Consider the following 13,253-nt stretch of genomic DNA (forward strand, 5'->3'; position numbering starts at 1 on the left):
AACTTGCATCACTTTGAAATGTGACGAAGTCTAAGCGTTCCCGTTACTGCCCAGTGCAATGCATATGGGTCGGGTTGCAGACAGTCGCGAACGTTCCGCATCCGATGGACGTCGGAGGCGTCACCGTTGCCTGTGGGGCCGCTGCCGCGCCATTGCAGACGATTGGAATGCCCGTGGAGCAGACCGGGGTGATGTTGGTGATTTGGCAAATCGGCGTCAGCGTCAGGTTCTGCTGTTGCTGATTGTTATTCGGCTGCGGACCTGTGCAATGCATATGGGTCGGGTTGCAGATGGTCGCCAAAGTTCCGCATCCGATTGAGGTCGGAGGCGTCACTGTTGCCTGTGGGGCCGCCGCCGCGCCGTTGCAGACAATTGGAATGCCCGTAGAGCAAATCGGCGTGATGTTTGTGATCTGGCAAACTGGCGTCAGCGTCAGGTTCTGCTGCTGCTGATGTGCCTGCGCCTGCGGTGCTGCTGCCGCACCATTGCAGACGATTGGAATGCCTGTCGAGCAAATCGGCGTGATGTTGGTGATCTGGCAAACTGGCGTCAGCGTCAGGTTCTGCTGCTGCTGATGTGCCTGCGCCTGCGGTGCTGCTGCCGCACCATTGCAGACGATTGGAATGCCTGTCGAGCAAATCGGCGTGATGTTGGTGATCTGGCAAACTGGCGTCAGCGTCAGGTTCTGCTGCTGCTGAGGAGCCTGCGCCTGCGGAGCCGCTGCCGCGCCGTTGCAGACGATTGGAATGCCCGTCGAGCAAATCGGCGTGATGTTTGTGATCTGGCAAACTGGCGTCAGCGTCAGGTTCTGCTGCTGCTGATGTGCCTGCGCCTGCGGTGCTGCTGCCGCACCATTGCAGACGATTGGAATGCCTGTCGAGCAAATCGGCGTGATGTTGGTGATCTGGCAAACTGGCGTCAGCGTCAGGTTCTGCTGCTGCTGAGGAGCCTGCGCCTGCGGAGCCGCTGCCGCGCCGTTGCAGACGATTGGAATGCCCGTCGAGCAAATCGGCGTGATGTTTGTGATCTGGCAAACTGGCGTCAGCGTCAGGTTCTGCTGCTGCTGATGTGCCTGCGCCTGCGGTGCTGCTGCCGCACCATTGCAGACAATTGGAATGCCCGTAGAGCAAATCGGCGTGATGTTTGTGATCTGGCAAACTGGCGTCAGCGTCAGGTTCTGCTGCTGCTGAGGAGCCTGCCCCTGCGGTGCTGCTGCCGCACCATTGCAGACAATTGGAATGCCTGTCGAGCAAACCGGGGTGATGTTGGTGATCTGGCAAATTGGCGTCAGCGTCACATTCTGTTGCTGCTGCTGGTCAGCCGTCTCTGGCGGCATGACAGTGAGTGTGGCGCAATGCCAGTACGCCGTTGGACCTACGGGTGTGCCTTGCTGCTGATCTGCGCCAGATGGTGGCTGGCAATATTGCACGGCTGTCTGGCAACCCAGCATGCTTGTTGGCTGGCAATGCCAATAGGCCGTTGGGCCTACAGTGTTTTGCGGGGGGGCTGGTTGGCAACCCCAGAATGAAGTGATGGTCATCGATCAATTCCCGAATTCATAGTTGAAGGGAGCTTTGTGACTTGTCTGGAGAGTACGGCCAGTTACGAGCAACCACCGGTAATTGCTTGAGCTAAGGCTAACTCGCCTTTGACGAGAAAATTCCTATTGTACTTTTTAAAGTTGTGCAATTAAAAAATACATGCATAACGGGTTAAAAGTAAATTCATATTCGGATTACGTGCATGAGCAATCTGTTGAATTGGCCGTAAATCCGGGCTTTTAAGTCACTCAACTGCGTCAAGGAAAAGAGCCATGACCTCAGATACAACCGCAAATCCTGATGAGAACTCTGGTGGCCCAGGCCAGCCTTCAAGCCGCTTCATCATTTCGCATCGCATGGCCCCTTATCGTGATGGCCGCGCGCGACGCTCCGCAAAGGGCAATTTCAGTGAGCGCTTACTGCGCTCCCTGGGTGGCGCGATGGATATCGTCAGCGACAATGGAATGGAGCGAGATGACGTTCGGCGTGTCCTCGTCATTCACGCGGATGAAGAGGAGTTGCTGGCGAAAACGCGCGATCTTTCTCCTGACACGATTGTAGAGCGGGAGGCCTTGCGTTGGCCGGCGTCTCTGCGGCTGGCGCCTTGGGGCAGTCCTCCGGCTGAAACCATCTGCACCGCGATGAATGCAGCCAGTACGGCGACGACGAGCCAGCCAGTCTTTACCCTCACGATAACCTCGGCTGGATCGCCGCTCGCCAACACTCTGGTGGAACTCAGCCTCATCCCGCTGTCGCCGCAGCCGGGCCAACCGGCTGGTAGTAGCGCGAGTGCGACGACCGATGCACGGGGTGTTGCCACCCTGCCGTTCGACCAGGCTCAATGGTATCCCGTCACGGCGCAGATTTCACCACATGGAAGCGCTTGGTCGGGCATGCTTGTTCACCCCTCATCGGGCGGGGGTATCGATCTCGACAGTCTTCCGACATCAGGACCTTTAGGCTGGTGGCATCAGCTTGCCGGTATCAGCGTGTTTGATCCGCTTGCGGGGGCGGGCATTCGTGTCGGCGTTATTGATTCGGGATTGGGGCCGCACCCTTATCTCAGCCATGTCGTTGCTGCCGGTGCCTTTGTCGATGGCGGCTTTCAGTCCGGCCCACAGGCGACAGCCGACATTCTGTGGCACGGTACGCACGTGTCAGGCCTCATCGCAGCCCGCCCGCCAGTCGATGGCAGGGATTTCGCCGGGCTCGCACCTGGTGCGGATGTTTTCACCGCGCGTGTGTTTGCGCCGGGCCGAGGTGCCAACCAGGGTGATATCGCAGCTGCAATCGATGCCATGGCCAATGCCCATGAGGTGGATCTTATCAATCTCAGTCTCGGCGGCGACCCGTCGGCAATCGAATATGATGCCGTACTCTCGGCCTACAGCCGAGGTTCGCTATGTATCTGCGCTGCGGGCAACAATTTCGGCCAACCCGTGCTGGCACCGGCAAGCTATCCGCTGTCTGTCGCGGTTTCGGCGGTCACCAGGCCCGGAACCTATCCTGTCAGCAATCTCGCCAACTTCACCCGACCGCAATCGACAGACCGCTACGGCAGCGGAGGGCTTTTCCTGCCGACCTATTCTAACTTTGGAAAACAGGTCGCGGTCACGGCGGCGGGATCGGCCGTTATTTCCACCATTCCGGCAGATGAGGGCGAGCCTGCTCCTTATGCCGATATGTCGGGTACATCGATGGCAACCCCGGTTACCACCGGCGCTCTCGCCGTGATGTTGTCGCGTGATACCATCTATAAAAGTCTGCAACGAACATCTGCGCGTGCCAAATACGCAAGAGCAAAGCTGGAAGGTGCGGCCCTCTCCATAGGCCTTGCGCAGTCCTATCAGGGAGATGGTCTCAGCCGCGCCGTGTGAGGGGTGCCGACCCCAACGAACGCAACGGCTCATTCGATTTATAACGAGTCGAATGAGCCGGTTCATGTCATACTGAAGTGCGTATGGGAGAACCACATGACTGAACCGGAAAAAACCTACACCGCTACATTCCGCCACAATGCCCGCCAGCCGCAGGACTGGCAGAAAACCCTGTCGCGTATACCTGGCCTAACCCTCATCTCCGCCACCGGCCGTCACGCCAGAATCAAAGGCACCCTCGAAGCCATCGCTAAACTGGGCGATGATGTCATCGTGGAAGAGGAACTGCCTCGCTATTTGTGACGGATAAAAGCAAGCTGCAATAATTTTTATTGCCACATCCGGGAGTGCAGTGCTGTTTTATGGGATTTTGTAGGAATGGTGGGCGATGACGGACTCGAACCGCCGACATCCTCGGTGTAAACGAGGCGCTCTACCAACTGAGCTAATCGCCCTTCGCGTCCTGCGGAACATGTCCGCCGCGTCGGTGGCCGTGATGTATTGGTATCGGAAAAAAACCGCAAGAGCTTTTGTGAAGTTTTTTTGTTTTTTTCGTTTTTTGTCAGTGCTGGCGGTTTTAATTTGTGGCGATTGGTCTTTTCCACAGGCGACAGCCGGGGAGGGCAGGTTCGCTGTGACAGAGTGCCCTTTTATGAGATCGCACCGCTCGATTGCAGACCAATGCGAAGCCGATTCTGTAAATCTCTCGCTCTATCGTTCTGACATTTAGCGTAAATTCGTGTTTTCTTTTCGTCGCAAGCGCTGTGGATAAATTCCAGCTTCACCGAGCAGAAAAAAGTCCAAATAAGAAAGTGCCGGGAAACCGGCGCTTCTTGCGTCTTTGCGAAACCAAAATGCTCAAGCTTATTCTTTTGTCGTGAAAGCTGCTTGACACCCCAACACGAACGTCTTAGTTAGCCGCTCAACGAACAGCCGAGGCGAGTTCGTAAGGCGGGTCTAGGCCAGTCTTTAGTAGGAATGTGCGGGTGTAGCTCAGTTGGTTAGAGTGCCGGCCTGTCACGCCGGAGGTCGCGGGTTCGAGCCCCGTCACTCGCGCCATTCCTTCCTCGAAAACGACGGATCGCATGATCCGAAATAATGCGCGGGTGTAGCTCAGTTGGTTAGAGTGCCGGCCTGTCACGCCGGAGGTCGCGGGTTCGAGCCCCGTCACTCGCGCCATTTTCTTCTCATTGCAGAAGCAAATGTTCTCCTTTCAAATCGCGCTCATTGCGTAAAAATCCCCAAAGTCTAGTTTTCACAAGTCAATATGTCGTGTTTTCTGCGCGACTTGTCGCCGCGCTCTGCAGTAAACTATGGCTGCCAAGCACCTCTTTGGCATCGTTTCAGCCGGTTGATTTCTTGCGTGTTTGAGTCATGTTTTTCGAGTCGTTTTGGTCGGCTTCAAGCCGTTTTGAAGCGCGAAAATATGCGACAATTTGGTAGCGGCTGATCCGGTCTGATTGCTTATATTTTTTAATGACTTAGTGTGATGAATCCTGGTGTTTGCGAAGTTGTGTGCATATAATAGTGGCTGCTCCAAGTCACGTTTGGATCGAAATGACACTTAATCTCTTGCAGAGCGCGCTTGGCTGGGATAACCACTGCGGCGTTGCAACATAATTTTCGACCCTGCGGATTCTCGTTTCCAAAGGGGTATGCTCGACGCTCGGTCGAGTAAGGAAGAGACAATGACTGAACTCCTCAGTTCCTACATTCCGATCGCAATCTTCATTGGTATCGCGCTTGTCATCGGTCTGGCGCTGTTGATTGCGCCTTTTGCCGTTGCCTACAAGAATCCCGACCCTGAAAAGCTGTCCGCCTTCGAGTGCGGCTTCAATGCGTTCGACGACGCGCGCATGAAGTTCGACATTCGCTTCTATCTGGTGTCGATTCTGTTCATCATCTTCGATCTCGAAGTCGCGTTCCTTTTCCCATGGGCTGTGTCCTTCGGTGAAATAGGCTGGTTCGGCTTCTGGTCGATGATGGTGTTCCTCGGCGTTCTCACCATCGGCTTTATCTACGAATGGAAGAAGGGGGCACTGGAATGGGCGTAGTTCATAACGACACGACGCTGGTCGCACCGAAGCCCAAGGGCATCGTCGATCCGTCCACCGGCAAGCCGGTTGGCAGCGATGACGCCTATTTTACCGAGATCAACGACGAACTCGCGGATAAGGGCTTTCTGGTCACGACGACCGATGACCTGATCACCTGGGCGCGCACGGGCTCTTTGATGTGGATGCAGTTCGGTCTTGCCTGCTGCGCCGTCGAAGGTCTGATGCAGGCCTCCGGCCCGCGTTACGACATGGAACGTTTCGGCGTTGCGCCGCGCGCTTCACCGCGCCAATCGGACGTCATGATCGTTGCGGGTACGCTCACCAACAAGATGGCGCCTGCGCTTCGCAAGGTCTATGACCAGATGCCGGAGCCGCGTTATGTCATCTCGATGGGTTCCTGCGCCAATGGCGGCGGTTATTACCACTATTCCTACGCCGTTGTTCGCGGTTGCGACCGTGTGGTTCCCGTCGATATCTACGTGCCGGGCTGTCCCCCCACGGCGGAAGCACTGCTTTACGGCGTGCTTTTGCTGCAGAAGAAAATCCGGCGTACCGGCACGATCGAGCGTTAAGGGCAGAGGACTTATAAATGAGCGAAGCTCTCAACGATCTCTCGGCCTATGTGAATGAAGTGCGCGGTTCCCTTCTGGAATCGTCCGTCATTGCCTATGGCGAACTGACGCTGAACACGACGCCTGAAAACATCATCGCGCTTTTGACGTTCCTGCGCGATGACGTCCAGTGTGGTTTCGTCAATATCATCGATATCTGTGGTGTGGACTGGCCGAGCCGTGAGAAGCGGTTCGATGTCGTTTATCACCTGTTGTCGCCGCGCCAGAACCTGCGTGTCCGCATCAAGCTTCAGGCAGCCGAGGACGAAGCAGTACCATCCGCGACGTCCGTTTTTGTCGGCGCGGAATGGTTCGAGCGCGAAGCCTGGGATATGTATGGCATTCCATTCGAAGGCCATTCCGACCTGCGTCGCATTCTGACGGACTACGGCTTTGAGGGTCATCCACTGCGCAAGGATTTCCCGGTCACGGGCTTTGTGGAAGTGCGCTATGATGACGTGCTCAAGCGGGTTCTTTACGAGCCGGTCGAACTGAAACAGGAATTCCGCAATTTCGACTTTCTCTCCCCTTGGGAAGGAACAGACTATGTTCTTCCGGGCGATGAAAAGGCCAAGCCATGAGTGAAGCTACCGCCACAGAGCAGGGGCAATGTCTTTGCGGTGCCGTTCGCTTCGAAGCGACGTTTGGTGCCCGTGAAGTCGGCATTTGCCATTGCTCCATGTGCCGTCGCTGGTCCGGCGGTGTGTTTCTTGCCGTCGAATGCCAAAGCGTTGCAGTAGAGAATGATACACATCTCGGCGTTTATTCGTCTTCAGAATGGGGCGAGCGTTGCTTTTGTACGGTTTGCGGTAGTACGGTGATGTGGCGCTCAAAGGACGGCGCGCATCACGCCGTATCCGTCCAGTCGTTTGAAAACCCATCTAGCTTCCGTTTCGCATCGCAAATCTTCATCGACGAAAAGCCGACAAATTATTCGTTCGCCGAGGACACGAAAAACATGACCGGCCCCGAATTCATCGCCATGATCACGTCGGCGGAGCAGCACTGATGACTGAACATAATGTTCGCAATTTTACGATCAACTTTGGCCCGGAACATCCGTCTGCGCACGGCGTTTTGCGTCTCGTCCTTGAACTCGACGGCGAAGTCGTGGAGCGCGTCGATCCGCATATCGGCCTGTTGCACCGCGGCACCGAGAAGCTGATCGAGACGAAGACCTATCTTCAGGCTCTGCCATACTTTGACCGCCTCGATTACGTTGCGCCGATGAACCAGGAGCATGCGTTCTCGCTGGCCGTGGAAAAGCTGCTGGGTCTTGAGATTCCGATGCGTGGTCAGTTGATCCGCGTTCTTTTCTCGGAAATCGGCCGTATCCTGTCGCACATCATGAACGTCACGACGCAGGCCATGGACGTTGGCGCTATGACGCCGCCGGTCTGGGGCTTCGAAGAGCGTGAAAAGCTAATGGTATTTTACGAGCGCGCTTCTGGTGCCCGTCTGCACGCTGCCTATTTCCGCCCGGGTGGTGTCCATCAGGACCTGCCACCGGAGCTGGTTGATGATATCGGCAAGTGGTGCGATCCGTTCATCACCTTCCTCGACAACGTTGAAGGCCTCTTGACCGACAACCGCATCTACAAGCAGCGCAACGTCGATATCGGCGTCGTCTCGTTGGAAGATGCGTTCGCCTGGGGCTTTACCGGCGTGATGGTTCGCGGTTCGGGTGCTGCGTGGGACTTGCGCCGTGCGCAGCCTTACGAGTGCTATTCCGATCTCGAATTCGATATTCCCGTTGGCAAGAATGGCGACTGCTACGACCGTTATCTGATCCGCATGCAGGAAATGCGTGAATCGATCAAGATCATGAAGCAGTGCGTGGAGCTCTTGCAGGGCAAGCACCGCATCGGCGCCGTTTCGTCGCTCGATGGCAAGGTCGTTCCGCCGAAGCGTGGCGAGATGAAGCGTTCGATGGAAGCCTTGATTCACCACTTCAAGCTCTACACCGAAGGGTATCACGTACCGGCTGGTGAAGTTTACGCAGCCGTCGAAGCTCCGAAGGGCGAGTTTGGCGTCTACGTGGTCGCTGATGGTTCGAACAAGCCTTACCGCTGCAAGATTCGCGCTCCTGGTTTTGCGCATCTGGCGGCCATGGATTACCTTTGCAAAGGCCATCAGCTTGCCGACGTGACGGCTGTTCTCGGCTCTCTGGACATCGTGTTCGGGGAGGTTGACCGCTAATGCGATTGCCGCTGGCCATATCGGCTTTTATTGCCGCGACGGCACCCGTATTCGCCCAGACGGCGGATGAGGGTGTATCGTTGCAGGCAAGCGGCGGTTCATCATCTGTCAAGCAACTTCTGTCACAGGGATACGAGATAAAATCCTCGCTTCCCAATGGCGGAAAATTCATTGTGTTCATGCAAAAAGACAAAACGGCCTATGCCTGCGAATTCGTCACGGTGACGAAATCGCGGTGCGAGTCGTTAAACTGATGGGGCGTGAGGAAGTATGTCCGTTCGTCGACTAGCCGAAGATCAGGTTCAGCCCACGGGTTTCGCGTTTAACGCGGACAATACCGCATGGGCGGAAAAAACGATCCAGAAGTATCCTGAAGGGCGTCAGCAATCTGCGGTCATTCCGCTGTTGATGCGCGCGCAGGAGCAGGACGGCTGGGTCACCCGCGCCTGTATCGAGAAGATCGCCGACATGCTGGATATGGCCTATATCCGCGTGCTCGAAGTTGCGACCTTCTATACGCAGTTCCAGCTGAAGCCAGTTGGCACCAAGGCACATATTCAGGTCTGTGGTACCACGCCCTGCATGTTGCGCGGTTCCGAAGCGCTGATGGAAGTCTGTCGCCACAAGATCCACCATGACCCGTTGACACCCAACGAGAGCGGTACGCTGTCATGGGAAGAGGTGGAATGTCAGGGTGCCTGCGTCAACGCGCCGATGGTCATCATCTTCAAGGATGCCTATGAGGATTTGACGCCAGAGCGTCTGGAAGAAATCATCGACACGTTCGAGGCGGGGAAGGGTGACACCGTCAAGCCGGGCCCGCAGATCGACCGTCATTTGTCAGCCCCGATCGGTCCCCTCACGACGTTGACGGAAGAGACAAAGCCGGATCGCTCCAATCTCGACAAGCCAGCCGAAGCGCCTGCCGCGGCGGCTCCAGCAGCGGCACCTGCGCCATCAGAAGCTGCAAAGCCGAAGACGACGGCAGCTGAGTCCGACGCGAAGCTGAAGACACCGGTCACCGATCCCAAGGCGTCCGAAAGCAACGCCAAGGATGCTGCAAAAGAAGGGTCTGGCGAGACGAAAACCTCGCCCAAGCCATCGCTGGAAGACAAGAACCGTCCTGCCAAGATCGAGCGCCCCGCAAAGGCCGATGATCTGAAGCTAATTTCTGGCGTTGGCCCGAAAATCGAAGCGACGCTCAACGAGCTCGGCATCTTCACCTACATGCAGGTTGCTGGCTGGTCCGCCGAGGAGCGCGAGTGGGTCGATGGTTATCTGAATTTCAAGGGTCGTATCGATCGCGATGATTGGGTACGTCAGGCCGAGGCGCTCGCCAAGGGTGGCGAAGCGGAATACATCAGGGTCTTCGGCAAGAAGCCGCGGTAAAGAGGTCAAGCATGTTAAAAGATCAGGATCGCATCTTTACCAATCTCTACGGCCTCAAAGACACGTCTCTGAAGGGCGTGTTGGCGCGCGGTCATTGGGATGGCACAAAGCAGATCATCGAAAAGGGTCGTGACTGGATCATCAACGAAATGAAGGCATCCGGCCTTCGTGGTCGTGGTGGTGCAGGCTTTCCGACAGGCCTCAAATGGTCCTTCATGCCGAAGGAAAGCGATGGCCGTCCGCATTACCTCGTCGTCAATGCCGACGAATCAGAGCCCGGTACCTGCAAGGACCGCGAAATCCTGCGCCACGATCCGCACACGCTGATCGAAGGCTGCGTAATCGCCGGTTTCGCCATGAGCGCGCACACGGCTTATATTTACGTTCGCGGTGAATATATGCGCGAACGCGAAGCGCTTCAGGCCGCGATCGACGAATGCTATGACGCCGGTCTGCTGGGCAAGAACAACAAGAACGGCTGGGATTTCGATATCTACGTTCACCACGGCGCAGGTGCTTATATCTGCGGCGAGGAAACAGCGCTTCTCGAAAGCCTCGAAGGCAAGAAGGGCCAACCGCGCCTCAAGCCTCCGTTCCCGGCCAATATGGGCCTCTATGGCTGCCCGACGACCGTTAACAATGTCGAGTCCATTGCCGTGGCGCCGACCATCCTGCGTCGCGGTGCATCGTGGTTCTCCTCCATCGGTCGCCCAAACAATGTCGGCACCAAGCTGTTCATGGTCTCGGGCCATGTCGAGCGCCCGTGTACATTCGAAGACGCGCTGGGTCTGTCGTTCAAGGAACTGATCGAGCGCCACTGTGGCGGCATTCGTGGCGGCTGGGATAATCTGCTCGGCGTCATTCCAGGCGGCGCGTCGTGCCCCATCGTTCGCGGTGAGGACATGAAGGACGCCATCATGGATTTCGATGGTATGCGCGAAGTGAAGTCTTCGTTCGGGACCGGCGGCATGATCGTCATGGACAAGTCCACCGACGTCATCAAGGCTATTGCCCGTATCGCGGCCTTCTTCAAGCATGAGAGCTGCGGCCAGTGCACGCCATGCCGCGAAGGCACGGGCTGGATGTGGCGCGTGCTGGAACGCATGGTAAAGGGCAACGCGCAGAAGCGCGAAATCGATATGCTGTTCGAAGTGACGAAGCAGATTGAAGGTCATACCATCTGCGCGCTGGGAGATGCCGCTGCATGGCCTGTTCAGGCGCTGATCCGCAATTTCCGTCCGGAAATCGAAAAGCGGATCGACGAATATACCTACAGAGCCATGGATGATGGCGCTGTGCTTGAGGCCGCCGAGTAACACCGGCCAAAGTAACACCTCGAGGGTGTTGCGAGGGGCGGGGATCGGGTGTACCGGTCCCTTACATCGTTAAAGCATTTGGCGCTTTTGAGTCTAAGCCGAATGCCATCAGGATTTGTTGCGGAACGCATGAGACTGTGCGGGACGGACAGGCAACAGGACGTAAGTAGGACCATGACAAAGCTCAAGGTTGACGGTAAAGAGATCGAAGTTCCGGATCATTTCACGCTGTTGCAGGCGTGCGAGGAGGCTGGTGCCGAAGTTCCGCGGTTTTGTTTCCACGAGCGTTTGTCGGTCGCGGGTAACTGCCGCATGTGTCTCATCGAGGTAAAGGGCGGACCGCCCAAGCCTGCCGCATCCTGCGCCATGGGCGTTCGTGATATTCGTGGCGGCCCGAACGGTGAATTGCCGGAAGTTTTCACCAACACGCCAATGGTCAAAAAGGCCCGCGAAGGCGTGATGGAATTCCTGCTCATCAACCATCCGCTCGATTGTCCCATCTGCGACCAGGGTGGCGAATGCGACCTTCAGGACCAGGCGATGGCTTTCGGTATTCCGGGTTCGCGCTATTCTGAAAACAAGCGCGCCGTTGAAGACAAATACATCGGACCGCTCGTCAAGACGGTCATGAACCGCTGCATTCACTGCACACGCTGCGTCCGCTTCACCACCGAAGTTGCCGGCATTTCCGAACTTGGCCTGATCGGTCGCGGCGAAGATGCTGAAATCACGACCTATCTCGAGCAGGCAATGACATCCGAGCTTCAGGGCAACGTCGTTGATCTCTGCCCGGTCGGTGCGCTGACGTCGAAGCCCTTTGCCTTCACGGCGCGTCCATGGGAACTCGGCAAGACTGAAACCATCGACGTGATGGATGCGCTCGGTTCGGCCATTCGCGTCGATACCCGTGGCCGTGAAGTCATGCGCGTCATGCCACGTGTCAACGAAGCCATCAACGAAGAGTGGATTTCCGACAAGAGCCGCTTCATCTGGGATGGCCTCAAGACCCAGCGTCTTGACAAGCCTTACGTCCGCAAGGATGGCCGCTTGCAGCCCGCAACTTGGGGCGAGGCTTTCGGCGCTATCAAGGCGGCCGTTTCATCGACTTCAGGTGAGAAAATTGGCGCTATCGCTGGCGATCTGGCCTCCGTCGAAGAAATGTTCGCATTGAAGTCGCTGCTCGCATCGCTGGGTTCGACAAATGTCGATTGCCGCCAGGATGGCGCAGCGCTTGATCCATCGCTCGGTCGCGCCAGCTACCTTTTCAACGCCACCATCGAAGGCATCGAACATGCCGACGCGTTGCTCATCATCGGCTCCAATCCACGCTACGAAGCTTCCGTACTCAACGCACGCATTCGCAAGCGCTGGCGCCGTGGTGGCTTCCCGATCGCTGTTATCGGTGAAGCGAGCGAGCTTCGTTACGACTATGAATATCTCGGCTCCGGCACCGACACGCTGTCCGATCTGGTCTCCGGTTCGCACAGCTTCATCGAAAAGCTGAAGGCTGCCAAGAACCCGATGATCATCGTCGGGCAGGGCGCTTTGTCGCGTGAAGACGGTGCGGCTGTTCTGTCTGCTGCTGCAAAGCTCGCAGTTTCCGTCGGCGTCGTGTCGCCCGAGTGGAACGGCTTCTCCGTTCTGCACACGGCTGCTGCCCGCGTCGGTGGTCTAGATATTGGCTTTGTTCCGGCAGACAAGGCGGCCAACGCTGCTTCCATCGCCGCATCTTCCGACGTTCTTTTCCTGCTGGGTGCAGACGAGATCGATCTGTCTGCGAAGACTGCAAAACTGACCGTTTATATCGGTTCGCATGGTGATGCTGGCGCAATGGCGGCGGACGTCATCCTGCCGGGTGCTGCCTATACCGAAAAGTCGGGTATCTGGGTCAACACCGAGGGACGCGTTCAGATGGGCAACCGCGCCGGTTTTGCACCGGGCGAAGCCCGCGAAGACTGGGCGATCCTGCGTGCACTGTCGGACGTTCTCGGCCACAAGCTGCCGTTCGACTCGCTGTCTGCACTGCGTGCCCAGCTTTACATCGCGCATCCGCACTTTGCTGATGCCGACGAGATTGCCGTGGCCGACGTGGCTGGCATCGAAGCGCTGGCGACTAAAGCTGGCACCCTGAACAAGGCGGGCTTTGCATCGCCGGTTAAGGATTTTTATTTGACGAACCCGATTGCGAGAGCGTCCGCCGTCATGGCCGAATGTTCCGCATTGGCCCGCAACAACTTCAAGGCTGCGGCAGAGTAAGGGTAGG

General features: G+C 56.9%; 12 protein-coding genes and 3 tRNA genes. 13 read left to right on the forward strand and 2 right to left on the reverse strand.

What is annotated here, in order from left to right:
* Positions 1-43 precede the first annotated feature (43 nt).
* Entirely contained in the window at positions 44-1,540 is a 1,497-nt protein-coding gene (locus ATO67_RS18725) for a hypothetical protein (RefSeq protein ID WP_158667375.1), read from the reverse strand.
* 273 nt (positions 1,541-1,813) lie between these two features.
* Here ATO67_RS18725 and ATO67_RS18730 point away from each other — a divergent pair, with 273 nt between their 5' ends.
* Positions 1,814-3,418 carry a S8 family serine peptidase gene (locus ATO67_RS18730; RefSeq protein WP_067652752.1) on the forward strand — a complete coding sequence of 535 codons (1,605 nt, stop codon included), beginning with the start codon at positions 1,814-1,816 and terminating at the stop codon, positions 3,416-3,418.
* A 96-nt stretch (positions 3,419-3,514) separates the two neighbouring features.
* A complete protein-coding gene (locus tag ATO67_RS18735; RefSeq protein ID WP_067652754.1) occupies positions 3,515-3,721 on the forward strand; it encodes a hypothetical protein in 207 nt (68 codons plus the stop codon).
* Between the two features lie 76 nt (positions 3,722-3,797).
* On the opposite strand, the gene ATO67_RS18740 is transcribed toward ATO67_RS18735, so the two are convergent.
* Positions 3,798-3,873 (reverse strand) — tRNA-Val (locus ATO67_RS18740).
* A gap of 527 nt (positions 3,874-4,400) precedes the next feature.
* On the opposite strand from ATO67_RS18740, the gene ATO67_RS18745 reads away from it, so the two are divergent.
* The 11 genes from ATO67_RS18745 to nuoG all read left to right on the forward strand — a co-directional run bounded on the left by ATO67_RS18745 (position 4,401) and on the right by nuoG (position 13,246).
* Positions 4,401-4,477, forward strand: a tRNA-Asp gene (locus ATO67_RS18745).
* A gap of 43 nt (positions 4,478-4,520) precedes the next feature.
* Positions 4,521-4,597: transfer RNA gene (locus ATO67_RS18750), tRNA-Asp, on the forward strand.
* A 509-nt stretch (positions 4,598-5,106) separates the two neighbouring features.
* Positions 5,107-5,472 carry an NADH-quinone oxidoreductase subunit A gene (locus tag ATO67_RS18755; protein WP_042619792.1) on the forward strand — a complete coding sequence of 122 codons (366 nt, stop codon included), beginning with the start codon at positions 5,107-5,109 and terminating at the stop codon, positions 5,470-5,472.
* A complete protein-coding gene (locus ATO67_RS18760) occupies positions 5,463-6,047 on the forward strand; it encodes a NuoB/complex I 20 kDa subunit family protein (protein WP_067652756.1) in 585 nt (194 codons plus the stop codon). The genes ATO67_RS18755 and ATO67_RS18760 overlap by 10 nt, the downstream gene beginning before the upstream one ends.
* Positions 6,048-6,064: 17 nt before the next feature.
* Positions 6,065-6,667: an NADH-quinone oxidoreductase subunit C gene (locus ATO67_RS18765; protein WP_067652758.1), complete on the forward strand. Its 603-nt coding sequence runs from the start codon at positions 6,065-6,067 to the stop codon at positions 6,665-6,667.
* A complete protein-coding gene (locus ATO67_RS18770) occupies positions 6,664-7,095 on the forward strand; it encodes a GFA family protein (protein ID WP_067652760.1) in 432 nt (143 codons plus the stop codon). The genes ATO67_RS18765 and ATO67_RS18770 overlap by 4 nt, the downstream gene beginning before the upstream one ends.
* A complete protein-coding gene (locus ATO67_RS18775; RefSeq protein ID WP_067652762.1) occupies positions 7,095-8,285 on the forward strand; it encodes an NADH-quinone oxidoreductase subunit D in 1,191 nt (396 codons plus the stop codon). The genes ATO67_RS18770 and ATO67_RS18775 overlap by 1 nt, the downstream gene beginning before the upstream one ends.
* Positions 8,285-8,539, forward strand: a complete 255-nt coding sequence (locus tag ATO67_RS18780) for a hypothetical protein (RefSeq protein WP_067652764.1) — start codon at positions 8,285-8,287, stop codon at positions 8,537-8,539. The genes ATO67_RS18775 and ATO67_RS18780 overlap by 1 nt, the downstream gene beginning before the upstream one ends.
* 16 nt (positions 8,540-8,555) lie before the next feature.
* Positions 8,556-9,674 carry an NADH-quinone oxidoreductase subunit E gene (locus ATO67_RS18785; RefSeq protein WP_067652766.1) on the forward strand — a complete coding sequence of 373 codons (1,119 nt, stop codon included), beginning with the start codon at positions 8,556-8,558 and terminating at the stop codon, positions 9,672-9,674.
* Between the two features lie 11 nt (positions 9,675-9,685).
* On the forward strand, positions 9,686-10,990 hold the full coding sequence (gene nuoF / locus ATO67_RS18790) for an NADH-quinone oxidoreductase subunit NuoF (protein WP_067652768.1): 1,305 nt from the start codon (positions 9,686-9,688) through the stop codon (positions 10,988-10,990).
* A gap of 174 nt (positions 10,991-11,164) precedes the next feature.
* Positions 11,165-13,246, forward strand: coding sequence for an NADH-quinone oxidoreductase subunit NuoG (gene nuoG / locus ATO67_RS18795; RefSeq protein WP_067652770.1), 2,082 nt, complete (start codon positions 11,165-11,167; stop codon positions 13,244-13,246).
* Positions 13,247-13,253 lie beyond the last annotated feature (7 nt).

Source organism: Agrobacterium bohemicum, from assembly GCF_001562555.1.
Taxonomy (GTDB): Bacteria; Pseudomonadota; Alphaproteobacteria; order Rhizobiales; family Rhizobiaceae; genus Agrobacterium; species Agrobacterium bohemicum.